The sequence below is a fragment of the Sphingobium sp. DN12 genome, from assembly GCF_051058005.1.
Classification (GTDB): domain Bacteria; phylum Pseudomonadota; class Alphaproteobacteria; order Sphingomonadales; family Sphingomonadaceae; genus Sphingobium; species Sphingobium yanoikuyae.
In genome coordinates, this window is the sequence record NZ_CP173717.1 from 4,658,121 (window position 1) to 4,681,215 (window position 23,095).

The 23,095-nt window shown below is 65.6% G+C and carries 25 protein-coding genes; 12 read left to right on the plus strand and 13 right to left on the minus strand.

Translation table 11 applies throughout. The features are described from left to right. The first annotated feature begins 11 nt into the window (after positions 1–11). Positions 12–1,793 (plus strand): diguanylate cyclase domain-containing protein, encoded by a 1,782-nt coding sequence (locus ACI6S0_RS22185; protein ID WP_434404367.1) that lies wholly within the window; start codon positions 12–14, stop codon positions 1,791–1,793. Positions 1,794–1,884: 91 nt separating this feature from the next. Continuing rightward, on the plus strand, positions 1,885–2,262 hold the full coding sequence (locus tag ACI6S0_RS22190; protein WP_004209982.1) for a MerC domain-containing protein: 378 nt from the start codon (positions 1,885–1,887) through the stop codon (positions 2,260–2,262). A gap of 95 nt (positions 2,263–2,357) precedes the next feature. Here ACI6S0_RS22190 and glpX read toward each other — a convergent pair whose 3' ends face one another. Next, the gene (gene glpX / locus ACI6S0_RS22195; RefSeq protein WP_004209983.1) at positions 2,358–3,341 is read right to left on the minus strand and encodes a class II fructose-bisphosphatase; all 984 of its coding nucleotides are present in this window, start codon (positions 3,339–3,341) and stop codon (positions 2,358–2,360) included. Positions 3,342–3,561: 220 nt separating this feature from the next. Between glpX and ACI6S0_RS22200 the strand changes: the two genes are divergently transcribed. Further along, complete coding sequence (locus ACI6S0_RS22200; protein WP_434405989.1) at positions 3,562–3,999, plus strand: hypothetical protein; 438 nt, start codon at positions 3,562–3,564, stop codon at positions 3,997–3,999. 20 nt (positions 4,000–4,019) lie between these two features. On the opposite strand, the gene ACI6S0_RS22205 is transcribed toward ACI6S0_RS22200, so the two are convergent. Then, on the minus strand, positions 4,020–5,324 hold the full coding sequence (locus tag ACI6S0_RS22205; protein ID WP_010336871.1) for a homoserine dehydrogenase: 1,305 nt from the start codon (positions 5,322–5,324) through the stop codon (positions 4,020–4,022). Positions 5,325–5,433: 109 nt separating this feature from the next. Continuing rightward, entirely contained in the window at positions 5,434–6,312 is an 879-nt protein-coding gene (locus ACI6S0_RS22210; RefSeq protein ID WP_214863665.1) for a hypothetical protein, read from the minus strand. Between the two features lie 249 nt (positions 6,313–6,561). Here ACI6S0_RS22210 and ACI6S0_RS22215 point away from each other — a divergent pair, with 249 nt between their 5' ends. The 5 genes from ACI6S0_RS22215 to ACI6S0_RS22235 all read left to right on the plus strand — a co-directional run bounded on the left by ACI6S0_RS22215 (position 6,562) and on the right by ACI6S0_RS22235 (position 9,603). After that, positions 6,562–7,224: an energy transducer TonB gene (locus ACI6S0_RS22215; RefSeq protein WP_004209989.1), complete on the plus strand. Its 663-nt coding sequence runs from the start codon at positions 6,562–6,564 to the stop codon at positions 7,222–7,224. Between the two features lie 71 nt (positions 7,225–7,295). After that, positions 7,296–8,051, plus strand: coding sequence for a MotA/TolQ/ExbB proton channel family protein (locus ACI6S0_RS22220; RefSeq protein ID WP_169862852.1), 756 nt, complete (start codon positions 7,296–7,298; stop codon positions 8,049–8,051). Between the two features lie 113 nt (positions 8,052–8,164). Further along, positions 8,165–8,653 carry an ExbD/TolR family protein gene (locus ACI6S0_RS22225; RefSeq protein ID WP_004209992.1) on the plus strand — a complete coding sequence of 163 codons (489 nt, stop codon included), beginning with the start codon at positions 8,165–8,167 and terminating at the stop codon, positions 8,651–8,653. A 24-nt stretch (positions 8,654–8,677) separates the two neighbouring features. Then, positions 8,678–9,100 carry an ExbD/TolR family protein gene (locus ACI6S0_RS22230; protein WP_004209993.1) on the plus strand — a complete coding sequence of 141 codons (423 nt, stop codon included), beginning with the start codon at positions 8,678–8,680 and terminating at the stop codon, positions 9,098–9,100. 179 nt (positions 9,101–9,279) lie between these two features. Continuing rightward, the gene (locus tag ACI6S0_RS22235; protein ID WP_099232017.1) at positions 9,280–9,603 is read left to right on the plus strand and encodes a PilZ domain-containing protein; all 324 of its coding nucleotides are present in this window, start codon (positions 9,280–9,282) and stop codon (positions 9,601–9,603) included. 24 nt (positions 9,604–9,627) lie between these two features. On the opposite strand, the gene ACI6S0_RS22240 is transcribed toward ACI6S0_RS22235, so the two are convergent. Together ACI6S0_RS22240 and ACI6S0_RS22245 are read right to left on the minus strand one after the other, a co-directional pair. Further along, positions 9,628–11,415, minus strand: a complete 1,788-nt coding sequence (locus tag ACI6S0_RS22240; protein WP_313392940.1) for an ABC transporter transmembrane domain-containing protein — start codon at positions 11,413–11,415, stop codon at positions 9,628–9,630. Positions 11,416–11,472: 57 nt separating this feature from the next. Beyond that, a complete protein-coding gene (locus ACI6S0_RS22245) occupies positions 11,473–12,765 on the minus strand; it encodes a class I SAM-dependent methyltransferase (protein WP_434404368.1) in 1,293 nt (430 codons plus the stop codon). A 103-nt stretch (positions 12,766–12,868) separates the two neighbouring features. On the opposite strand from ACI6S0_RS22245, the gene dgcA reads away from it, so the two are divergent. Then, entirely contained in the window at positions 12,869–13,843 is a 975-nt protein-coding gene (gene dgcA / locus ACI6S0_RS22250) for an N-acetyl-D-Glu racemase DgcA (RefSeq protein WP_434404369.1), read from the plus strand. A 383-nt stretch (positions 13,844–14,226) separates the two neighbouring features. Here dgcA and ACI6S0_RS22255 read toward each other — a convergent pair whose 3' ends face one another. The 6 genes from ACI6S0_RS22255 to ACI6S0_RS22280 form a co-directional block, all read right to left on the minus strand. After that, positions 14,227–14,625, minus strand: coding sequence for a hypothetical protein (locus tag ACI6S0_RS22255; protein ID WP_010336879.1), 399 nt, complete (start codon positions 14,623–14,625; stop codon positions 14,227–14,229). A 114-nt stretch (positions 14,626–14,739) separates the two neighbouring features. Further along, positions 14,740–15,897: a mechanosensitive ion channel family protein gene (locus tag ACI6S0_RS22260; protein ID WP_214863657.1), complete on the minus strand. Its 1,158-nt coding sequence runs from the start codon at positions 15,895–15,897 to the stop codon at positions 14,740–14,742. A gap of 32 nt (positions 15,898–15,929) precedes the next feature. Then, positions 15,930–16,937 carry a DNA topoisomerase IB gene (locus ACI6S0_RS22265; protein WP_434404370.1) on the minus strand — a complete coding sequence of 336 codons (1,008 nt, stop codon included), beginning with the start codon at positions 16,935–16,937 and terminating at the stop codon, positions 15,930–15,932. 78 nt (positions 16,938–17,015) lie between these two features. Beyond that, on the minus strand, positions 17,016–17,729 hold the full coding sequence (locus ACI6S0_RS22270) for a hypothetical protein (RefSeq protein ID WP_434404371.1): 714 nt from the start codon (positions 17,727–17,729) through the stop codon (positions 17,016–17,018). Continuing rightward, complete coding sequence (locus tag ACI6S0_RS22275; protein WP_037507350.1) at positions 17,726–19,090, minus strand: putative O-glycosylation ligase, exosortase A system-associated; 1,365 nt, start codon at positions 19,088–19,090, stop codon at positions 17,726–17,728. Before ACI6S0_RS22275 ends, ACI6S0_RS22270 begins: the two co-directional genes overlap by 4 nt. Then, entirely contained in the window at positions 19,083–19,220 is a 138-nt protein-coding gene (locus ACI6S0_RS22280; RefSeq protein WP_004210005.1) for a hypothetical protein, read from the minus strand. Before ACI6S0_RS22280 ends, ACI6S0_RS22275 begins: the two co-directional genes overlap by 8 nt. 101 nt (positions 19,221–19,321) lie before the next feature. Here ACI6S0_RS22280 and ACI6S0_RS22285 point away from each other — a divergent pair, with 101 nt between their 5' ends. Both ACI6S0_RS22285 and ACI6S0_RS22290 read left to right on the plus strand, forming a co-directional pair. Continuing rightward, positions 19,322–20,545 (plus strand): TIGR04063 family PEP-CTERM/XrtA system glycosyltransferase, encoded by a 1,224-nt coding sequence (locus tag ACI6S0_RS22285; RefSeq protein ID WP_434404372.1) that lies wholly within the window; start codon positions 19,322–19,324, stop codon positions 20,543–20,545. A 12-nt stretch (positions 20,546–20,557) separates the two neighbouring features. After that, complete coding sequence (locus ACI6S0_RS22290; protein ID WP_434404373.1) at positions 20,558–21,712, plus strand: hypothetical protein; 1,155 nt, start codon at positions 20,558–20,560, stop codon at positions 21,710–21,712. 9 nt (positions 21,713–21,721) lie between these two features. Here ACI6S0_RS22290 and ACI6S0_RS22295 read toward each other — a convergent pair whose 3' ends face one another. Both ACI6S0_RS22295 and ACI6S0_RS22300 read right to left on the minus strand, forming a co-directional pair. Continuing rightward, entirely contained in the window at positions 21,722–22,093 is a 372-nt protein-coding gene (locus ACI6S0_RS22295) for a hypothetical protein (RefSeq protein WP_037507352.1), read from the minus strand. Further along, a complete protein-coding gene (locus ACI6S0_RS22300; RefSeq protein ID WP_434404375.1) occupies positions 22,090–22,275 on the minus strand; it encodes a hypothetical protein in 186 nt (61 codons plus the stop codon). The genes ACI6S0_RS22295 and ACI6S0_RS22300 overlap by 4 nt, the downstream gene beginning before the upstream one ends. A gap of 115 nt (positions 22,276–22,390) precedes the next feature. On the opposite strand from ACI6S0_RS22300, the gene ACI6S0_RS22305 reads away from it, so the two are divergent. Next, positions 22,391–23,059 carry a S24 family peptidase gene (locus ACI6S0_RS22305; RefSeq protein ID WP_004210014.1) on the plus strand — a complete coding sequence of 223 codons (669 nt, stop codon included), beginning with the start codon at positions 22,391–22,393 and terminating at the stop codon, positions 23,057–23,059. The last annotated feature ends 36 nt before the right edge of the window (positions 23,060–23,095 follow it).

The following is a 23,095-nucleotide window of genomic DNA, read 5'->3' on the forward strand; positions in this document are numbered from 1 at the left end:
CGGATGGGAACATGACGCGGCCCGCCCTTCGCCATATTTCCCTGAAAATGTCGGTATTTACCGGCCTGCTTTACTTTGCGGTCGCGTCGCTTGCTCTGCTGACATCGCGATTCGAAGGCGGCTTGGCCTTCATCTGGGGCGCCAATGCCCTGCTGATGGCGGAAATGATGACCGCGCGCATGCGCGCTTGGCCGCGTCTCATCCTCTCCTGCATGATCGCCAGCACGATCGCGACGGCGCTGTTCGGCATCGGCGCACTGGCGGCGGTGCCGATGGCTATCCTTAATGTCGGAGAGGCGCTGGTGGTCGCCTATATCTGCTGCCGGCTCGGCGTCGGACGACAGATCGCCGCATCTATGCGTGAATTGAGCATCTTCATCTTCGCGCTGGCGGGCGTTGCCAATGTGCTTGCCGGTATCGGCGCCGGGCTGGTGGTCTCCACTTTGCTGGGGGGGGATTTCCCCCATATCTGGCTGCAATGGTATAGCGGCCATGTGTTGGGCGGCCTCATCTGCACACCGCTGCTGCTGATCCTGCTGCAGGGCGAGGTGAGCCGCTGGGCGCGCCAGGCCCGGCCGGTCGAGCGGCTGGAGGCATTCGGCCTGCTGTCCGCCTTCGCCCTGTGCACCTGGTGGATTTTTTATGGTGCCGGTTATCCGATGCTGTTCGCCTCGCTGCTGCCGCTGGTGCTGATCGCCTTCCGCACCGGCTATGCGGGGTCGGCGGCGGCGATCGTCATCCTGGCGCTGATCGGCGGCACGGCGACCATGACCGGCCATGGACCGCTCCGTCTGGTCGCGGCCAGCATTCCCGAACGCATCCAGTTCTTCCAATTCTATCTGGCGCTCAGCTTCCTGCTGTCGGTCCCCGTGGCCGCCGAACTCAACAGCCGTCGCCGGCTGATCCGCATGCTGCGCGACAGCGAGGCGCGCTATCGCGCCTTCGCCGAACATAGCGGCGACGGCGTGGTCAATCTCAGCATCGACGGCATCATCCAATATGTCTCGCCCTCGGCCGTCGACCAGATCGGCATTGATGCAGACAAACTGCTGGGCCAGGCCGCGGTCGACCTGATCGATCCGGAATATCGCCCCTTCGCAATCGTCACCCATCGCCGCGCGCTCGCCCATCCGGGGGAGGCGCATGCGGTCGAATTTCGCCCCAACCGGCCGGACAATGACTTTGACTGGTATGAGATGCTGGTCCGCGCCGTGCTGGACGAGCAGGGGCGGGCGATCGGCGTCATCAGCACGGTGCGCGACATTTCCCGCCACAAGGCGCGCCAGCGGGCGCTGCACCAGGCCGCGGCGCAGGATGCCCTGACCGGCGCCGACAGCCGTCGCGCGTTGCAGGAAAAGCTGGACGACCAGATCGCCCGCGTCGCGGCTGGCGGGCGGGCCTGCCTGCTGCTGATCGACATCGATCATTTCAAGTCGGTCAATGACCGCCATGGCCATGCCGCTGGCGACCGGGTGCTGGTCGGCTTTGTCGAGCGGCTGCGCCAGGCGCTGCGTGGCACCGGCAGCATCGGGCGCCTGGGCGGCGAGGAATTTGCCGTGCTGCTGCCCGATGTCGATCTGGAACGGGCCGAGCGCATCTGCGAGCATCTGCGCACCCGCGTCGGGGTGCGGCCTTTCCCGCTCGGCAATGGCGAGGATATCGCCATCACCTTCAGCGCTGGCCTTGTCGAACTGGACGGCAGCGCCAGCGCCGCGACCCTGATGGAGGCGGCGGACAAGGCGCTCTATGCCGCCAAGGGCAGCGGCCGCAACTGTCTGCGCTTCGCCGCCTGACGGTCCGGCGGAACGGGAGCGTCTTTCCCGCCGGAAAAATCGGTGATGTTATGTTGTAACTTATGCCGGTCTCGACTATGTAGCACGCACCATGCTGCTCAGCTTCCGTCACGCCCTGGAATCCGGACGCCTCGATCGCCTTGCGATGGCGCTTTCGGGGCTGTGCGTCGCGCATTGTTTCCTGACCGCAGTGGTGCTGGGTCTGCTGGCATCGGCCGGTGGCATTTTCGACAGTCCGATCTTCCATGAAGCGGGGCTGGCGCTCGCCATCCTGATGGGCGCGATCGCGCTCGGCCATGGCGCGCTCGTCCATCGCTTCATGATGCCCGCCGCGATCGGTTCGCTGGGCCTTGGCATCATGGCCGGCGCGCTGACCATGGATCATGGCTGGCAGGAAAGCGCCTACACGCTGCTTGGCGTCGCCATTCTCGCCCTCGGCCACGATCTCAACCACCGCGCCAGCCACTGACCGTCGGCGATTATCGGGGGCGGTTCTTCCCGCGTCGATGACCACGAAAAAGGGGGCCTTTCGGCCCCCTTCGTCTTTCCGTCCTGTCCGCCCGATCAGGCGTCCTTGCGCTCGACGCGATGCTCGCCCTTGACCCAGCGCACGGTGCCGGTGCTGGCGCGCATCACCACGCTCTCGGTGGTCAGCTTGTCGCCCGGCAGATGTTTCACACCCGCCAGCAGCGACCCGTCGGTCACGCCGGTCGCGGCAAAGATGCAGTCGCCCTTGGCCAGTTCCTTGAGGTCATAGACCTTGTCCAGGTCGGTGATGCCCCACTTGTAGGCACGCTGCTTCTCGTCATCGTTGCGGAACAGCAGGCGGCCCTTGAACTGGCCACCCACGCAGCGCAGTGCGGCACAGGCCAGCACGCCCTCGGGCGCGCCGCCCGAACCCATGTAGATGTCGATCGTGGTTTCGGGATTGGTGGTCGCGATCACGCCGGCAACGTCGCCGTCCGGGATCAGCATGATGCCGCAACCGATCGCGCGCAGTTCGGCGATCAGCTTCTCGTGGCGCGGGCGATCCAGCACGCAGACGATGATTTCATGCGGATCGACGCCCTTGGCCTTGGCCACCGCCTCGACATTCTCCTTCACCGACTTGTTGAGGTCGATGATATTGTCGGGATAGCCCGGACCGACGGCGATCTTGTCCATATAGACATCGGGTGCGTTGAGCAGGCCGCCTTCTTCCGAAATGGCGAGCACGGCCAGCGCATTGGGGCCGGCCTTGGCGGTGATGGTGGTGCCTTCCAGCGGATCGAGCGCGATGTCGATCTTGGGCCCCTTGCCGATCGCGTTGCCGACCTTCTCGCCGATATAGAGCATCGGCGCCTCGTCGCGCTCGCCCTCGCCGATCACGACGGTGCCGTCCATATAGAGGTCGTTGAAGGCCAGGCGCATCGCCTCGACCGCAGCGGCGTCGGCGGCCTTCTCGTCGCCCCGACCGACCAGCTTGGATGCGGCGATTGCAGCCGCTTCGGTGACGCGCACCATTTCGAGTACCAAGACGCGATCGAGAATCGAACTAGCCTGCACCATAGCCACTCCTCTGCTGTAACTGATAGAGCAGGGCGATAGGATGTCCGCCTCTGCTTGTCGACCCAACTTGCCGGGCTTGCAAAGCTTTTCATAGTCGTGATGCCACGGATGGACGCGCCTTTGCATTATATGGCATTCCGCAGCGTCCAGTCGCTGCCATCATCCCGCCATGTTCGACTGTTCAGATGTCGTCATGCGGTGGGTCTTGTCTTTCCCTCTTTTGCTGATCGGCCTGCCGCCGGTGGCCGCGCAGGATATCGTGCCGGTGGATGAAGCGCCGCTCGCCCAGCGCACCGCGATGGAGCAATATCAGGCGCGCACCGCTGTTGTCCGACCCTGCGATCGCAGCGGCGGCGGCATCGTCGTGTGCGGCAGCCGGGCGGAGCGCAATGCGAAGGAAAGACTGCCGCTGCCGCGCGAACCTGTCGAGGGGCGCCCGCTTGCGGGCGATACGCCACGCGCTTCCGCTGCCGCACCCAGGCAAGGCGCCTGCGGTGTCGTCGGCGGGCAGGGGACGGGTTGCGTCGGTGGTGGTGTGCCGATCCTGGGCGCCGCCATGCTGGCCGGCAAGGCCATCGCCCATTTGCTCGACCCCGACGCCGACATGGCGCCACCGCCGCCCCAGCCGGATTCGGTCAAGGGCGCCGGCCAGCACTGATCCCATCGGTTCCGGCGCGATCAATCCAGAATATGCATGACCATCGGCGTGTCGAGCAGGCTGTCGGAGCCGGCCAGCCGCTCCAGCGTCTCGCGCACGCAACGTTCCTCGCCGGCATGGGTGACGATCGCCACCAGCACGCCATCGGCCTGGTTGGCGCCGCGCTGGATCATGCTCTCGATCGAAACGCCGGCATCGCGGGTCGCGGCGGCAATCTCGGCCAGCACGCCGGGGCGATCCTGCACCTTGAAGCGCAGATAGGCGCGGCCGATCCGCTGGCCGGCGTCCGCCGGCTGTTGCGGGGTCAGGGCGGCGACCGGCATTGCCAGCGCATCGCCATATTCGTCCCGCGCCACGTCGATCAGGTCGGCGACCACGGCCGATGCGGTCGGGCCGTCGCCCGCGCCACGCCCCTGGAAGAAGAGGCGACCGACGAAGTTGCCCTCGGCCACAACGGCGTTGAGCGAACCGTCGACATGGGCAAGCGGATGGTCGAGCGGCACCAGCATCGGATGGACGCGCTGGAACAGGCCTTCCGGCCCATTCTCCGCCATGCCGACCAGACGGATACGGAAGCCCAGCGCCGCCGCCTCGGCAATGTCGGCGGCGATCACATGGCGGATGCCGGTGGTCGCGACATGGTCGAAGTCCAGTTCGGTGCCAAAGGCGAGGCTGGCGAGGATGGTCAGCTTGTGCGCGGCATCGACGCCGTCAATGTCGAAGCTCGGATCGGCCTCGGCATAGCCCAGTTCCTGGGCTTCCTTCAGCACCTCGTCAAAGCCCCGGCCTTCCTTCTCCATGGTGGTCAGGATGTAATTGCAGGTGCCGTTGAGGATGCCATAGACGCGGCTGATCTCGTTGGCGGCCGCGCCTTCGCGCATGCCCTTGATCACCGGGATGCCGCCAGCGACCGCCGCTTCATATTTGAGCGCCACGCCCGCCTTCTCGGCGCGGCTGGCAAGGTCCAGGCCATGATGGGCCAGCATCGCCTTGTTCGCGGTGACGAACGGCTTGCCGGCGGCCAGGCACTGGCGTGCGAGGGTGAGGGCAGGGCCGTCGGCACCGCCGATCAGTTCGACCACCACGTCGATATCGTCGCGGGTCGCCAGCGTCGTCATGTCGTCGACCCATTCATAGGGCGACAGGTCGACCCCGCGATCCTTGTTGCGGTCACGCGCGGAGATGGCGACGACCTGCACCGGACAACCGGCACGGCGGGCAATCAGGTCGCCATTGGTGTTGAGCAGGCGAATGACGCCGCCACCCACCGTTCCGAGGCCAACGAGCGCGACGCGCAGCGGGGCATGGCGGTGGAGATTGGTCATGGCGTTTCCTGGTCCTTCGCACTGTAAGAGCCGCGCTGATAGCGGCCCGAGCGCCGCTGTCCAAGGAAAAGCACAGCGGCGCCCGATTGAAAGATAAGTGCGTAGGGTGTCAGTTCGGCTTTCGATTGCGTGCGCAGCGGCCGAGCGCGTTCAGGACGAATTGATAATCCGCGCGCGCGGCTTCGGCGTCCTGCACTGCCAGGGTGCGGACCGACCGGGCCGGCAAAGTGGCCGGCAGGCTGCAGCTCAACCGATACCAGAGCAGGCTGCCGGGGGCAGGGGCGCGGGCGGCTTCGTCGACGATTTCGCCCAGCGCCACGGCCCAGCTGGGCTGTTGTCCGGGGCGGCGTATGATCGACAGCGATACCGGGTCGCCATTTTCGGTGCGCAGGAAAATCTGCGTCTCGCCTTCGCCAGCGATCGTGCCTGCCACATGGAAGGCGTCGCCCAGGCCGATGATTCGCGGTGGCGCATCCGGCGCGACCAGCGCGGACAGAACGGTCTTCACCCGTTCGACCTCGGCGGGGGTGGCGGCGATCTGCGCATCGCGCGCGATCAGCTGAATCTGGCCCGGCCGCCCGCCCGGACGGGCGAACAGCAATACCTGTGCCTTTTTCAGCTTGGGCATCTTGCCCTTCGAATCGAGGCGGGCGTCATACAGATAGCCGACGGTCGGGCTTATGCCCCCTTCGCCGCGAATCAGTGCGGTCACTTCGGCCTCGACATAGACCCTGCGATAGCCTGCCGGGACGTCCGGAGCCTGTTCGGGCTTCAATGGGACGATGTTGCTAATGCGCACGTTGGCAACCAGCGGTGCCGCATCGGAAAGGTCGGCAATGTCGGCATAGGTCAATCCGGCGGCGATCGTCGATGATTGCGCTGTCATCGAATTTGTCTGAGAAAATGCCGGGAAAACGGCGGTATATGAGGCCGAAATGAGGCACAACGAGGCGAGCGTCTTCATGGCCGTGGTGGATTTCTTCTGCATCTTCGTCCTATGCTATCAGCCCGTGGCAGGGATGTCACAGGCAAGTCATTCCGGTGTGTAATGGTAAACGCAAGCCGGTAGTTCGATAAAGCGTTTGCGTGCCACGATGCGCCGCGATAGGAGTTCGCACGGTAGCAAATGGACGGATAAGGGCCAAAGGTGGTCGGGGATAGCCCCGGGCAGCTCGGGTCGTTTTTGGCTGATTTGTACAACCCACTGGTAAGATGAGTTAAGGAGTGTCGTTGCCGAATGGCCTATGCTGACCACTCGCAAGGATCGAGTCGTACGATATCGATCGTCATCGTCGCCCTGATTCACGCTGTTCTCGGCTATGCCTTCGTCACCGGTCTTGGCATGAAATATGTCAAAAAGGCGGCGGAACAGCTGAACGTGATCGACGTGAAGGAGGAGCCCCCGCCACCTGACGAGGAGCCGCCGCCGCCGCCGCCGGACAAGCCGATTGAGCCTCCGCCGGTCGTCGCGCCGCCGCCGATCGTCCAGACCCCGGCCCCCGCGCCGCCGATCCAGACGGTTCGGACGCCGCCGCCGGTGTTCAATGAGGTTCCGGTGCCCGCACCGCCGCCGGCCCCGCCGCCGCCGCCCGCTGCAAAGCAGGCTGCAAAGGGCGTGTCGCCGCGTGGCAATCCGGGTTCCTGGGCAACCACTGAAGACTATCCTTCGCGCGCTCTGCGTGAAGAAAAGCAGGGGACCACTGGTTTCCGTCTTGAAGTGGGCGCCGATGGCCGTGTCACGAGCTGCACCGTTACGCAGTCGAGTGGCTCGCCTGAACTGGACGACGCAACTTGTAAGCTGGTTTCCCGCCGCGCGCGCTTTAGCCCCGCGGAAGATGACCAGGGTAACAAGATCCCGTCGACCTACGCGAACCGCATTCAGTGGCGGATCCCGCAGTAATTTAAACGGGAGGGCAGGCGCCCGGCGCCGCTCTCCCCTTTCACGATCCTTTTGAGAGGGAAGTCTTGAACATGTTGATGTATCTCGCAGCCGCGGCGCCCAAGCCGGAAAACCCGTACGGCCTGATGGAAGCCCTGGAGCAGGGCGGCACCATTGCCTGGACCGTCTTCATCATCCTCTGCGCCATGTCGGTCGGCACTTTCTACATCCTGTTCACCAAGCTGATCGAACAGCAGAAGGTGATCAGCCAGGGCAAGAAGATCCGTGCGACCTTCTGGCGCGCTGGTTCGCTGAAGGAAGCTTCGGCCAAGCTCGAAAAGAACTCGGCCTACAAGCAGATCGTCGATGACGGCATCAAGGCTCAGGAAGAGCATGGCAAGCTGAAGGATCCGGTCGAAGCGCATGACTGGCTGCACGGCTCGCTGGCTCGTTCGGAAGCCGCGATCAACTCGTCGCTCGGTGGCGGCCTGGCGTTCCTCGCCACCGTCGGTTCGACCTCGCCGTTCATCGGTCTGTTCGGTACCGTTATCGGCATCTACCGCGCCCTGATCAAGATCGGCGCTGCCGGTCAGGCCTCGATCGACGCCGTTGCCGGCCCGGTCGGTGAAGCTCTGATCATGACCGCGCTGGGTCTGGCCGTGGCCGTTCCCGCCGTTCTGGCCTACAACTTCCTGCAGCGCCGCAACAAGGCGATCTCGGAACAGCTGAACGGCTTCACCGTCGACCTGCTGGCCTACCTGGTTTCGGACGGCGCCGTGAAGCCGACCGTTGCTGCCGCTCCGGCCGCTGCTGCTGCCAAGCCGGCTGCTGCGCCGACCAAGGCCTAATCGCCTTAAGACGCCGGTTCGGGCGCCGGGTGGCGGCTGCGACCACCCGGCCCCTGCCGGACAGGCGCCCCGGTTAACGGGGCACCTACGACACCAAGGTTAGGATTGTATCAATGGCAATGAGTGTTGGCTCCGACGGCGGTGACGACAAGCCGATGTCCGACATCAACACGACGCCGCTCGTCGACGTCATGCTGGTGTTGCTCATCATCTTTCTCATCGCGGTCCCGGTCGTCGTCCAGACGGTCGATCTGCAACTTCCCAAGGTGGCGTTCGAGCCGACCACGACGAAACCCGAAAATGTTTCCTTGTCGGTCACCTCGGCGCCCGACGGCAGCTGTGCGGTTTACTGGAACCTGACCAAGGTCAGCTCCGACGAACTGCTCGATCGCGCCGTCGCCAAGCTGGAAGCGGACATCAAGAAGGCTGGTGGTGTTGAAAATCTGACGCCCGAGGATCTGCCCGAAGTGCATATCCGCGGCGACATCAATACCCCCTATCGTTGCATCGGCGGCACCATCTACACGATGCAGCGCGCCGGTTTCCCGAAGGTGGGCTTCATCTCCGAACCGGAACCCGGTTCGACGACGACCCGCCTCTGATCGGCCGCATAAGGAGAATTCGTTATGGCCATGAGCATGGGCTCCGATGATGGTGAGCCGATGGTGGAAATGAACACGACGCCGTTGATCGACGTCATGCTCGTTCTCCTCATCATGTTCATCATCACCATTCCGATCCAGACCCACGCGGTTAAGATCGATCTGCCGCAGAGCGCGCCTCCGAGCGACAATGTGGTCGACCCTGTCAAGAACAAGGTCGCGATCGATGCCGGCGGCGTGATCAGCTGGAACGGTGCGCCGATCGACCTGCTGACCCTGCGTCAGTATCTGCAGCAGTCGCTGCGTCTGCCCGTCGAGCCGGAACTGCAGTTCCAGCCGAACGCGCAGACCCGCTACGTCGTCGTTGACGAGGTGCTGGCGGAGATCAAGCGCGCGGGCGTGACCAAGCTGGGTTTCGTCGGCAACGAGCAGTATAGCTCGTTCTGATCCCTGATCGTCCGGGGCCCGTCGGTCTCAGACTTCCCGTCTCCGACCCATCGGACGATCAATCGGACCACAGACCAGGGGCTGCTTCGGCAGCCCCTTTTTTGTGCCCGTCCGTCTCCCGCTTAACATTTCCCTTACCTTCCTGCGCGATGCTGAAGGGGAATGGGTGGATGTGGACCATGGGCGCTGAACGACTGACCGAATTGGAACGCAGGGGCCGGCTTGCCGAACGGCGCGACGTTGTGATCAGCGTCAAGGTGCGGCGTCCGGGTGAAACCTGGTTCACCAGCAATATCGCCGACATGTCGCTTACCGGCTTTCGCCTGCACAGTTTCATGAAGCTCACCGTCGGCAGCGAGCTGTGGATCATGCTACCGGGCTTCGAGGGCCGTCGCGCCCGCGTTCAATGGGTGCGCGCGCATGAATCGGGCTGCACCTTCGAGCGCCCGCTCCATCCCGCCATCTTCGACTATATCATCCAGCGCAGCCTGTCCGGCCGCTGACGGTCTGCCCGATCGGGCACCGTTTCAGCCGTCCAGCTGGTCCTGGAACTGCAGGCTGGCGAGCCGCGCATAAAGGCCGCCCAGCGCCACCAGCGTCGCATGGTCGCCCTGTTCGACGATCCGTCCCTGATCCAGCACGATGATCCGGTCGGCCGCCCGCACGGTCGCCAGCCGATGGGCGATGACGATCGTCGTGCGCCCCTGCATCAGCCGGTCGAGCGCATCCTTGACCAGTTGCTCGGATTCCGCGTCGAGCGCTGACGTCGCCTCGTCCAGCAACAGGATCGGCGCATCGCGCAGCAGCGCGCGGGCGATCGACACGCGCTGGCGCTGTCCGCCCGACAGCCGTGCGCCGCCTTCGCCCAGATGGCTGTCCAGCCCCTGCGGCAGGGCGCGCAGAAAGGCTTCGGCATTGGCCGCTCGCGCCGCCGCCCAGATTTCCTCGTCGCTCGCATCCCATTTGCCGTAGCGCAGATTGTCGCGGGCAGACGCGGCGAAGATCACGCTGTCCTGCGGCACCATTGCCATCGCCGCGCGCAGCGCGGCGGGATCGGCGGCCGGCAGCGGCACATCGTTCAGCCGCACTTCGCCCTGATCGGGATCATAGAAGCGCAGCGCCAGTTGGATCAGCGTCGACTTGCCGGCACCCGAAGGGCCGACCACTGCCACCGTCTCGCCCGGCGCAATATCGATCGTGACGCCGTTCAGCGCCGCCTGGTCGGGCCGGGTGGGATAATGGAAATGGACATTGTCGAAGCGCAGCCGCGCGCCTTGGGCCAGCGTCGGGATCGCGACCGGCGCCGCCGGCGCGGCGATCGCCGGCTCGGCCGCCATCAGCTCGTCCAGCCGGCTTGCCGCCCCTGCGCCACGCAACAGGTCGCCCCAGCTTTCCGACAAGGATCCGAACGCGCCGGCCACCAGCCCGCCGGTCAGCACGAAGGCAGCGATGCTGCCGCCCGACAGGCGCCCGGCCGCGACATCGATCGCGCCCAGCCACAACACGCCGGTGATCGATCCGAACACCAGGGCAAAGGCGATGGCGGTCATCACCGCGCGCAGCAATATCCGCTGCCGGGCGGTGGCAAAGCCGCTCGCGACGGTCGCGTCGAACCGGGCCGCCTCGCGCCCTTCCTGGCCAAAGCCCTGGACGATCTTCATCGCGCCCAGCACTTCGGTGGTGACGCTGCCGACTTCCGCGAGCCGATCCTGGCTGGCGCGCGACAATTTGCGCACCCGCCGGCCCAGCGTCACCAATGTCAGGACGATCACCGGTATGCCCAGGATCAGCAGCCCCGCCAGCTTGGGCGCCAATATGAACAGATAGATGAGGCCGCCAATGCCGGTGACCAGGTTGCGCAGCGCGACCGACACGGTCGATCCCACTACCTGGTCGATGATCGCGGTGTCCGCCGTCATGCGCGAGGCGATCTCCGACGGCCTGTTCTCCTCGAAGAAAGCTGGCGCCTGGCGCAGCAGATTGGCCTGGGTTGCGCTGCGAATGTCGGCGACCACCCGTTCGCCCAGCCAGGACACGAAATAGAAGCGCAGCGCGCTTGCCAGCGCCAGGATCACGACGAGCAGGAACAGATATTCGAACCAGCGGCTGATATCGCCACCGCCGGTAAAGCCCTTGTCGATCACCAGGCGGAAGCCGCTCGGGATCGCCAGCGTCGCTGCGGAAGAGACGATCAGCGCGGTCAGCGCCCCGGCGATCCGCGCCGGATAGCGCGTCGCAAAGCGCCACAGCATGGCCAGACTCGACAGGGCAGGGCGATCGGCGCGGCGCGGCGCGGGTGCGGTGGCATCCTCCATGTCGGGGCGTTAGCAGCGCGGCGCGCCCGCCTCAATGGGCGCGCGCCATCCCGCCGCTCAGGCCGCCGGTGCGATCCGTTCGGCCAGCGCCATCAGGCGCGGCGTATCCGCCTTGCCGGTCAGCGCATAGGCCATGTCGCCGGCCTCCCAATAGGCGACCGTGCCGTCGCGCCGCTCCGCGATCAGCGGCTGCCCTTCCGCCGGCGTTTCCGCCCGGTCGGCGAACAGCGACAATTGCTCGCCCTTTTCGGTGGTCAGTGCGATCGCGATCGCCGGGCTGTCGGCGGTCGGGAATAGTTGCACGTCCCGCACCTGCCAATTGGCCGGCAGGCGCGGCAGCACGATGCCGGTCGACCGCCGGATTTCGGCATCGTCCAGTTTTGCGCTCTCGACCTGAGACGCCATCTGCTGGCGCAGCAGGCCGGCACGACGCGATGCGGCCGCCTCGTCCAGGAAGGTGCTGGCCTGCGCCGCCTGGGGAAATTCGCCCAGCTCCCCCCGGCCGATCCACCCCGTCGCCAGCAGCGCGGCGATCGCCGCCGCCCGGCCGACATGGCGCCAGCCGCGCCCGGCCTCATTGTCATTGGCCACCGGTTGCGACATGTCGCGGCGCCGGCCGACCAGCGTCCCCTTGGTGCCGTCATGCTTCAGGCGGAAATCGATATGCGGCCAGCGCTTGCGCCAGCGGCGCGCGACCAGCCGTTCGCCCGGCCGCGCTGCATCGTCCAGCAGCACCACGCCATTGGGGGATAGGCGCGCGAACAGGCTGTCGGCGGCCCCCCGCACCAGCGGATGCACGCTCCAGGGCGGGCCATCGATGATGATCAGGTCGATCTGCTCGGGCAGCCGGTCGATCGCATACCAGCGGCCCGGCCAGTCGGCGCTTTCGTGCGTCAGCGGCGCATGGCGGATATCCACGTCCAGCGCATGGTCGGCCAGCCATTGCCGGGTCGCGTCGACAAAGCCGCCATGCTGGTCGAAACTGTGCAACTGGCCGCCGCCATGCAATTGCAGCGCCCGCGCCGCGATCAGCGAGGATGCGCCCGCGCCCAGTTCGACGACATGCGCCGGCCGCAGCCGCGCAATCTCGCGCACGATATGGCGCAGGAAGCCGACATCCGCCTTCCAGCTTCCCAGATGGGGTAGCGCATCATGGGGCAGTTTGAGTTCGTCCAGCAGCGCGCGCTTGTCCGCCTTGCGACCGCCCGACAGGCTTGCGAGCAGCCAGGGCCAGCCGATCGCGCCAAAGGTCAGGCGCCATGCCATGTCGGACACGCGGCGGGACAGGGCATCGGTCACGGGTTCGGATTCATTCAGCGAGAGGAAGCCGGTCAATTCACGGGAAGTCACGGGGAAATACGCTCCTGTCGCAAAGGCGGGGACTATGCCAGCAGTCCTGTTTCACGCATATGGCGCCCATCCAATTGGTCAAATCATGACGCAGGAAACGCCGATGACCCGTATAATTTCCGCGACGGTCGAACGCTGGCCGGTGGCGGGCGCCTTCATCATCAGCCGCGGCGCCAAGACGGAGGTGGACGTCGTCGTCTGCACCGTGGGCGACGGCGATCATGTCGGACGGGGCGAGGGCACGGCCATCTATTATGAGGGCGAGACCGCACAGGACTGCGCGGCGGCGATCAACGGCTATGCCGGGCCGCTCGATCGCGAGGCGCTGTTGCAGGCGATGCCGCGCGGGGCCGCGCGCAATGCGCTCGACTGCGCGCTGTGGGATCTGGAGGCGAAACGGGCTGGCGTCCCGGTCTGGCAACTGGCCGGCCTTGCCGCGCCTGCCCCGCTGCCCACCGCCTTCACCATCAGCCTGGGCGAACCGGAGCGGATGGAGGCCGATGCCCGCACTGCCGTCGCGCGCGGCTTCGGCCTGCTCAAATGCAAGCTGACGGGGGAGGGCGATCATGCCCGCATCGCCGCCGTGCGTGCCGGCGCACCCGGCGTCCGGCTGATCGTCGACGCCAATGAAAGCTGGCATGACCGGGACATCGTGGCGGAGGCGGCGGCGCTCGCCGAACTGGGCGTGGAAATGGTCGAGCAGCCGATCCTGCACGGGCGGGAGGACAGGCTGGCCGGCCTACACGCGCCGCTGCCGCTCTGCGCTGACGAAAGCTGCCACACCCGCGCCGATCTCGACCGGCTGGGCGATTTCGACGCGGTGAATATCAAGCTCGACAAGGCCGGTGGCCTGACCGAAGCGCTGGCATTGGCGCAGGCAGCACGCGCGCGCGGCTTTCGCATCATGGTCGGCTGCATGCTCGGCACCTCGCTCGGCATCGCGCCTGCCGCCTTGGTGGCACAGGGTGCCGACTGGATCGATCTCGACGGCGCGCTGTTGCTGGCGAAGGATCGCGACGGTGCCCTGCCGCTGCGCGATGGCCTGCTCCACCCCGGCACCCTCTGGGGCCAGGGCTGAAACCATTCCTCCCCGCTTGCGGGGAGGGGGACCATCCGAAGGATGGTGGAGGGGGCAGGCCGCCTTGAACTGGCCCCAACCGACCACCGCCTTCCTACTCGGCCTCTCTCTGGTCTATCCTCGGCGATGCAATCCGCGTCATCGCCCGTTGCCCATGGCGGGGTGACCCAAATGTCGCCTCGATGGCGCGTCACCGTCGCCTGGTCGTGGCCCGATCGGCAGGCAACTGTGACCCAGGTGTCGCGCCGGCGTCGCGTGACAGGGGCGTGGGTGGTGCATATCCGGGGCAAACGGCCCGATTTGCCCGACGACACTGTGAACTTCGGGGCTGTCGCGTCGGCGTGACCCTGCCAGGCCCGCCGATCGCGGCAGATTGTCTCGGCTCAGTAACCCAGCGTCAGGCCGACGCTATAATATTTCGGGCCGACATTGGCCTTGGCACGCAGCTTGGGGATCAGTGGCATCGCCAGCGTCGCATAGGGGCGGGTATTGTCGCCGCTGAAGCGCACGCCCGCACCGATCGAGACCGACATGGGAATCGTATAGGCCGCCTCGACCCGGCCATAGAGCTTGGTGTCGCCATCGCGCAGATAGACGCCGCCGCCCGGCGTCAGGCTGAAGCCCGCCATGTCGAGCGCATAGCCGGCGCCGATCTCGGTGCCCCAATGGCCGTCGGCGCGGCCATAATTGACTTCGGCGCCCAGTCCTTCGGCATGGGCGGCAGGCGCCATAAGGGGGGCAGCGATCAGCAGGCCAAGGGCCGCCATCCGGTTCATTTTCATGGCAAATCCATATCAGTCATTGGTGATGGGTGGGTAAGGGCGCGGCCGGTCCCCGCCGGCAAGCGGAAAGGGGACCAGCCGAATCGGTCCTGCGGTAAAGCGAGGTGTTTCGCTCTATCCGTCGACGCGGCGCACCGGCTGCACCTCGGCATAGGGCATGATCGCCTTGCCGTCGGGGCTAGCGGTGAAGCTGGTCTGGGTTGGATAGGCGAACTCGATACCCTCAGCATTGAACCGCTTCCAGATGGCCAGGCCGATGCGATGGCGCATCTGGAAATAGTCATGATGGTCGGGATCGGGCACATCGAAATTGAGCTGATAGTCCAGGCTGCTGGCGCCAAAGGCAATGATACCGGCATTGACGAAGATCATGCCTTCCGCCTCGACGATCTCCTTCAATATGGTGGGGATCGCTTCGGCCTGTTCCTCCGACGTCTGGTAGATGATGCCGATGGCATAGGTGACGCGGCGCTGGATCAGCGTCTGCAGGCTGGTGATTTCCTTCTGCAGCAGATTGGCGTTGGATATCACCTTCTTCTCGCCGCTCATCGCCCGCAGCCGTGTCGATTTCAGGCCGATCTTCTCGACCCGCGCCGTGGTCTGGTCATAGGTGATGATCTCGCCCTGGCGGAACGGCTTGTCGAAGATGATCGACAGCGCCGCGAACAGATCGGAGAAGATGCCCTGCGCGGCAAGGCCGATCGCGATGCCGCCGATGCCCAGACCCGCGACCAGGCCGGTCACGTTGACGCCCAGATTGTCGAGCACCACGATTGCGGCGATCGCGAACAGGGCAAATGTCACCAGGATGCGGATCAGGCCCATCGCATTGGCCAGTGTCTCGCCCTGGCCATCCTCGGCCAGCGTCTTGCGCTCGATCAGGCCCAGGATGATCTCCCGTGCCCAGATCGCGGCCTGCACGACCACGGCGATGGTGAAGAAGAAGGTGACGGTCTTGTCCAGCGACGCGGGCGCATCGGCGAACACCACCACCAGTCGGGCCGCGACCATGACCATGAAATATTGCGTGGTGCGCGCCGCCGCGCGGCTCAGCACATTGCCAAGGCCCAGCGGGTCGCCACGCCGGCCGCGATGCTTGGTGCCGATCCGGCGCAACGTGGCGAGCGCCAGATAGATGATCGTGGCCGCGCCGATGGCGATCAGGATCTGGATATAATGAAGCTGGAACCAGGCGATGGTCGAATGCCACATTTCGGTGAGGTTGGGCGCACGCACACTGATGTCGATGCCGGGGTCGTTCTTGTTGGCCATGCTGATCCTTGATTGATGGTCCGTGGGCTCGATCAGGCCGCCGCTGCCAGCGGGGGCGCGTTGGCCAGATCGTCGAGGAACGCGATCAGCCCGCGTTCGTGACGCGACAGATAGCGCGTCCGGCGCGGCAGGCGAAGCCCCTGCCGCCATTCATCCTGTCCGTCCTTGCACAGGTCGATCAGGGCGGGGTGGATATAGGATTTGCGGCTGATCGCCGGTGTGTTGCCCAGCGCCGCCGCGACCGGGTCGATCATCTCCTTGAGCGAGACATGGCCCGCTGCCAGCGTCTCGAAGGCGATGGTCGATGCGCCCCAGGTGCGAAAATGCTTGGCGGTGAAGTCGCCGCCCATGGCCTGCGCGATATAGGCGTTGACGTCGCTCGAACTGATCGGCCGCGCCTCGCCATCCTCGTCCAGATATTGGAACAGATGCTGGCCCGGCAGATCCTGCACCGCCCGCACGAATCGCAGCAGGCGGCTGTCGGTGATGCTCAGCTGCTGCTCCTTGCCGGACTTGGCGCGGTAGCGCAGGGTCAGGCTGCGGCCATTCAGGTCGACATGCCGCCGCCGCAGCGTGGTCGCGCCGAAGCTCTTGTTGGTGGTGGCATAATGTTCGTTGCCGACCCGCAGCTTGGCGAGGTCCAGCAGCCGCACCACCGCCGCGATCGTCCGCGCCTTGCGCAGGCCGCGTCGCGACAGATCCTCCTCCATCTGCGCCCGCAGTTGCGGCAGGGCACGGCCGAAGGCGGGGCAGCCGGCATATTTCTCCGCCTCGCGCGCGGCCCGGAAATCGGGGTGATAGCGATATTGCTTGCGCCCCCGCTCGTCATAGCCGGTCGCCTGGATATGGCCGTGGGGGGAGGGGCAGAACCAGCAGTCGCGATAGGCGGGCGGCATGGCGATCGCGTTCAGCCGGTCGATCTCGTCCCGTTCGGTGATGCGGCTGCCGTCCGCTGCGCGATAGGCCCATCCCTGCTTCAGCGCACGCCGGCTGATGCCGGGCATGCCGTCATGGCTGTGGATGATGGCGGGGGACGACATGGGAACCGGGCGACCTTCTTTCTTCCGGTCCAACCCGTGATGATCCGCTTCGTTCCGCGTGCAGCCGGCTTGGCGCCGTCAGGACGGGCGCGATCGCAGCCGCTGCAACCAGCCGGTGCCCGCACCATAATGGCCGGTCCAGGGCAGCAATTGGCGGCGCACCGTCGTCGCCTGGGCGCAGCCGACGATCAGGCTGATGACCGCCAGCGGGAAGGCCAGCATCATGGTGGAGGGCATGGCGAAGGCGAGGGTGATCGCCGAAAGCCCGCCGCCAAAGGCCGCCAGCGTCGCCCGCAGGTCGCCGTCGGGACCGCGCAGCCAGAACAGGCAGCCCGTGACGCCCAGCGCGAACATGGCGATATTCTGCATCGCGCCGGCCGGCACGATCGCGCAGGCGACAATCAGCCCGATCATCGCCTGCGATGCGCGACGCCATTGCCAGCCACCGATCAGGCGGGTGAGCAGCGGATAGAGCAGCAATTCGCAGGTCAGCGCCGCCAGCAGGATCGCGCCAGGGGCCGCCGCGCCCCGTCCGTCCGCGATGAAGGCGACGACCGCGCTCGCCGCCCAGGGCAGCATCCGCGACGGTGCCATGCGGATATGGCTGAACCAGCCGGTCATGCCCGGCCGCAATGCCCAGCGTCGATCGGCCTGCCGCAACTGGAAGGCGGACAGGGCAAACAGCATCTGCACACCCCATGGCATATAAGCGGGAGACAGCAGCGGGGCGGCCAGGATCAATCCCAGCATCAGTCCCTGAAGCCAGCCCAAAATCCGCAATTCCATGGTCATGCCGTCACTCCCGCCTGCGCGCCAGGCTGTTCGAAGAACGGCACGCGTCCGGCGTCCTTGCGCTTGCGGGTCAAATAAGTGTCGAGGCCGATCTGGAGCGAGAGCATCATGAAGATGAAGGGTTGATAGGCGATGCCCACGAACAGTGATCCGATCATGTAGACGACATGGCCCTGCTGCAGCGCCACGGCGAAGGGGGCGATCCAGGCCTCATCCGGTCCGTCGCGCTTGCGATACATGCGCCGGATCGATTCGGTGCGGATGAAGCAGCTCAGATGCAGCAGCGCCCACAGGAAGAAGCCGAAATAGCCCTGTTCGCCCAGCATCTCGAAATAGGCACTGTGATAGGCACGGCCCTTGTCGGTAACCAGGCGGCGCTCGATCCGCTTCTCGTCGCCGTCGCCGACCTCGCTCTGGGCGAAATAGGTAAAGCTGTTCTGGAGATAATTGTCGAAGCCGCCGCCGCCCGGATGGGTCTTCACATAGTCGAGCGTCCACATCCACACGGCGACGCGGGTGGACGCGCTTTCGTCGCCCTGATGATTCTCGATCGTCTGCATCCGCTTGGTGAAGCTGGCGGGCAGGAAGGGGATGGCGGCCAGCGCGGCAAAGGCCAGCAACGGGCCATAGACGAACTTGCGCTTCGACCGCATCAGCATCATGCCGGCCAGGATGACCAGACAGACCAGGCCCGTGCGCGCCTCCGTACCGACCGGCATCAGCATGCAGGCCAGGCACAAGGCATAGGCAAAGGCCTTCACCTTCCAGTCGGGCGGAAAGATGGTGCCATGCTGGGTCAGCCACAGGATGATCGGGATCAGCGCGATCGCCACGCAGGAAATGATGCTGCCCTCATACAGGCCGCTATTATTGTCGACCATCAGATTGAGCACGCCATAGCCGCCGCCCGACAGCGCGGTCTTCATGCCGCCATTGATGATGATCGTGCTCGCGCACAGCACCATGAACAGCGCCAGCGCCTCGATCCGCAACCGCGTGCGCAGCACCAGCGGCAGGAACACGGCAAAGACGATCGCCTTCCACACCCAGGCCCATTTGGTCGCGGCGTTGATCGGGAAATCGGCGGTGGCGGTGGTATAGCCGCACCAGGCAAGCAGGATCAGCAGCAGCACCTGCCGCGCGGAAAAGCGGCAATCCTTCTTGTCGTCCACCACTATCCACGCCCCGACCGCACAGACGAAGGCGATCAGCGAGATCGGGATCGAATTGAGCAGATAATAGCAGAGCCGCTGGGGCGAAACGATGTCGATATAGGCGTAGATGATGACCAGCAGGAACGGCCGCTTGAATCCCATCAGGAAGAAGGCGCCCAGGAAGGCGATGAAGAAAAGGTCACGCATCGGCGGCGTCTCCGTCCGGCGATGCCGGCGGGGTGTCGATGTCGCGATCCAGGTCCGGGCGCGACAGCAGCCGCCAGGCGGCCAGCAGGATGACGCCATGGCTGATCAGCAGGGATAGGGTATCAATCATTGCGCGTTTTGATCTGCCGGTTCTGGACTCTTGCCCCGTAAAATCCCTAGCGTGACAGAGTTGACGGGGCGTTAAACCTTTTTCGGCAAAAAGTTACCGCTATGACTCGTATCCTTCATGTTCTCGATCACAGCCTGCCGATGCACAGCGGCTATACGTTCCGCACGCGGGCGATCCTGCGCGCGCAACTGGCCAAGGGCTGGGATGTGCGCGGGCTTACCGGCCGGCGTCACGTCGCGGCGGGACCGCAGGAGGAACTGGTCGACGGCCTGCATTTCCACCGCACACCGGGCGAAGCGGCTGGCGGCAACGCGCTGCTGCGCGAATGGCGGGACATATCCGCCCATGCCGATGCGATCGAGTCGCTGGTGCGCCAATGGCGGCCCGACATCATCCATGCCCATTCGCCGGTGCTCAACGCCATGGCCGCGCAGCGAGTCGCGCGCCGGCACGGCATTCCGCTGATCTACGAGATCCGCGCTTTCTGGGAGGATGCGGCGGTCGGCAACGGCACCGGGACCGAAGGCAGCCCGCGCTACTGGCTGACCCGCCAGCTCGAAACCCATGCCGTCCGTGCGGCCGACGCGGTCGCCGTCATCTGCGAAGGGCTGCGGTCCGATCTGGTCGCGCGCGGAATCGACGCGGGCAAGATCACCGTGTCGCCCAATGGCGTCGATCTTGATCAGTTCGGCGCGCCGGTGCCACGTGATACCGCCCTGACCGCGAAGCTGGGGCTCGAGGGGGCCGATGTCGTCGGCTTCATCGGCAGCTTCTATGATTATGAAGGGCTGGACGATTTGATCGCCGCCATGCCGCGACTCGTGCGGGCGCGGCCCAGGGCCAAGCTGCTGCTGGTTGGCGGCGGGCCGATGGAACAGGCGCTGCGCGATCAGGCGCTGGCATCGCCCTTCACTGACCATATCGTCTTTGTCGGCCGGGTGCCGCACGACCAGGTCGAACATTATTATGCCCAGGTCGATGTCCTCGCCTATCCGCGCAAGGCGATGCGCCTGACCGATCTGGTGACGCCATTGAAGCCGCTGGAGGCGATGGCGCAGGGCCGACTCGTCGCTGCGTCGAGCGTCGGCGGTCATCGCGAACTGATCGAGGATGGCGTGACCGGCACCCTGTTCGCGCCGGACGATCCGGCCGCGATCGCGCAGGCGCTGGCAGGCATGTTCGCGGATCGCGGATTCTGGGACGAACGCCGCATCGTGGCGCGCGATTTCGTCGAGAGGGAGCGTAACTGGTCGTCAAACATTTTGCGTTATGAGCCTGTTTACCAGCAACTTCTGGGACGCGACTCGACCGCAAAGGCGGCCTGAGGAACGGCGGCGATGCCAAAGTTCACACCGTCCATGCGGGGACTGGCGATCATGGCGCTGGCCGCGGCAGGCGGCGGCGCCCTGGTGGTGCTGACCCTGCCGGTCGGCTGGATGGAAATGCTGGTCGCATCGAGCGGCCTGAAAGAGACGATCCCGGCGGCCGGTCCGCCGCTGGGCATGAAGGCAAGATTGCTGCTGGCCGGTTTTGCCGCGCTGATGAGTGTAGGAATTGTGGCCGCGGTGCGGCGAGATGGATCGGATGCGCCGCACAGGCGCTTGAGAATAAGCGGAAGGCGTCATCCAGACGCCCAAGGAGCAAGAAAAATGGGTTTCGCATTTGCAAAGCTGACCGCGCTTGCCCGCGGACGCAATGTGCCCGCTGCCGAAGAGGCTGCGCCTAGCCAGCGCCGTGCCGACGCGCATCCCGATGCGCCGCCCCGTCCTCCGATCTTTGCCAGCCGCGACTTTGGCGGCGCCGATATCTTCGCGCGCCCGGAATCGGGGCGTCGTCGTCTGGTGGTCGATAGCGATCCGGTAGAGCCGGCGACGGCGACGGTGGTGCGCATGGAGACGCCAGCCGCCTTTGCCATGCCGACCCCGCATGAAGAGGCACCGGTCGAGGATATGGCCATCGCACCCGCGCCCGCCTTCTCGCGTCCGTTCGATGCCATGCCGACCCTGTCGGCCAATCCGATCCCGCTCGGCCGCGCACCGTTCGCGCCGCCGGAAGACGCTATATTCGAGCCCTGGGAAGAAGAGGCAGCGGCGGAATTTGCCGCCTTCGATGAAGAGCCGACCGATATCGCACCGGATATCGCACCGGAGCCGATCGCTGAGCAGGCCCCTGCCTTCGTCCCGGAACCGGTGATCGAAGAACCGATCCAGGCGTTCGATCCAGCGCCCGAGCCTGCACCTTTCGTTCCGAGGGCGGAGGCATCGCCCGCTCCGACCCCGCGCAGCATCGACAGTCTGTCGATCACCGAACTGACCGAGCGGCTGGAGCGGGCGCTGGTCCAGCGTGGCCGGCCGGCAACCGCGCCGCGCGTCATCGCCGACATGCCGATCGCCTCGGCGGTGCCGGTGCGCGAGGCGGTGTCGGAGGATGTCGAGGATGCGCTGCGTGCCGCGCTCGGCACGCTGCGCACCATGACCGGGCGCCCGCGCTAAACGATCAGGCTACCAGTCGCGGATGGTGAGGGCGGACAGCTCGATCCATTCGCCTTCCGCGTCGCCGCGCAGGTCGTCGATCACCATGTCGGCGACGAAATGGCCCGGCAATGCCCATTCCGCATCCTGCAATTCGCTGGCCAGCGCCTCCCGGCGCGCGCGCAGGCTGCCGCCCGCCACCCGCAACAGGATGACATGGCGGCGTCCTTCGAACAGGGCGCTGGCCCAGGGGCGGCTGACCGCGCGCTCGACCGTCGCCGGCTCGCCGATTCGGGCGATCAGCTGGACCAACAACTGCGCCAGTGGATCGGCCTCGCGCCGTTCTCCTGCTCGATTACGGACCAGATTCGCGCTCGTGCGCAGCATGTCGGCGCTTGTCATTGGCTCACGCTCCTGCGATATTCGTTCATGAAATGTTCCACGCGCCTCTTTACCCGATCGCCCGGATCGCGCCCCATGCGCAGGTCGAAGACCAGGCGCGGATCGCGCACGGCATCGCGGCCAAATCTGGTCGGCGCTATCTGATGATCCCGCAGGAATTTCTCAATCGTGCGCAACAGCATGGACGGAACTCTCCTCTTTCGAGCCGATTCGCCCCCTGCGAATCGATAGGTAATTTCCTATCTCATATTCATTTTCCTACTTGTCTAGGAAAATTCCTATCATTATGGATGCAACATGGATGAAGCGCAGGACGCCCGGACTGCCCTCGATCGGCTGATCGTCGAACGCGGGGAAAATTATGCCGATCTGTCGCGGCTGATCGGGCGCAATCCCGCCTATATTCAGCAGTTCATCAAGCGCGGCACGCCGCGCAAGCTGGACGAGGCGGATCGCCGTATCCTGGCGCGCTATTTCGGCGTGGCGGAAACGATGCTGGGCAGTCCTGTGCAGGCCGGCGCACCGATCCCGCGTGTGCGCGGCCTGCCGGCGGTGGTGGCGGTGCCGCGCCTGTCGCTTGGCGCCTCCGCTGGCGCGGGCTCGCTGGATGAGGATGAGCGCACGGCCGGCGTGATGGCGTTCGACGCGCAATGGCTGCGGCATCTGGGCGTGCGGCCGCAGCGCGTGTCGATCATCCGGGTCGATGGCGAATCGATGGCGCCCACGCTCAACGATGGCGACGACATCATGGTCGATCATGAGGATGATGCCGATCGCCTGCGTGATGGCGTCTATGTGCTGCGGCTCGACGGCGTGCTGATGGTCAAGCGGGTGGCGATGGGGCCGTTGCGCGGCCGGTTCAGCGTATTGAGCGACAATCCCCATTATCCCGACTGGACCGATATCGATCCGGCGATGGTGGCGATCGTCGGCCGGGTCGTCTGGACAGGCAGGCGGCTGGTCTGAGAAGTCTGATCCGTCTTTGAAAGGCGCCGTGCCTTT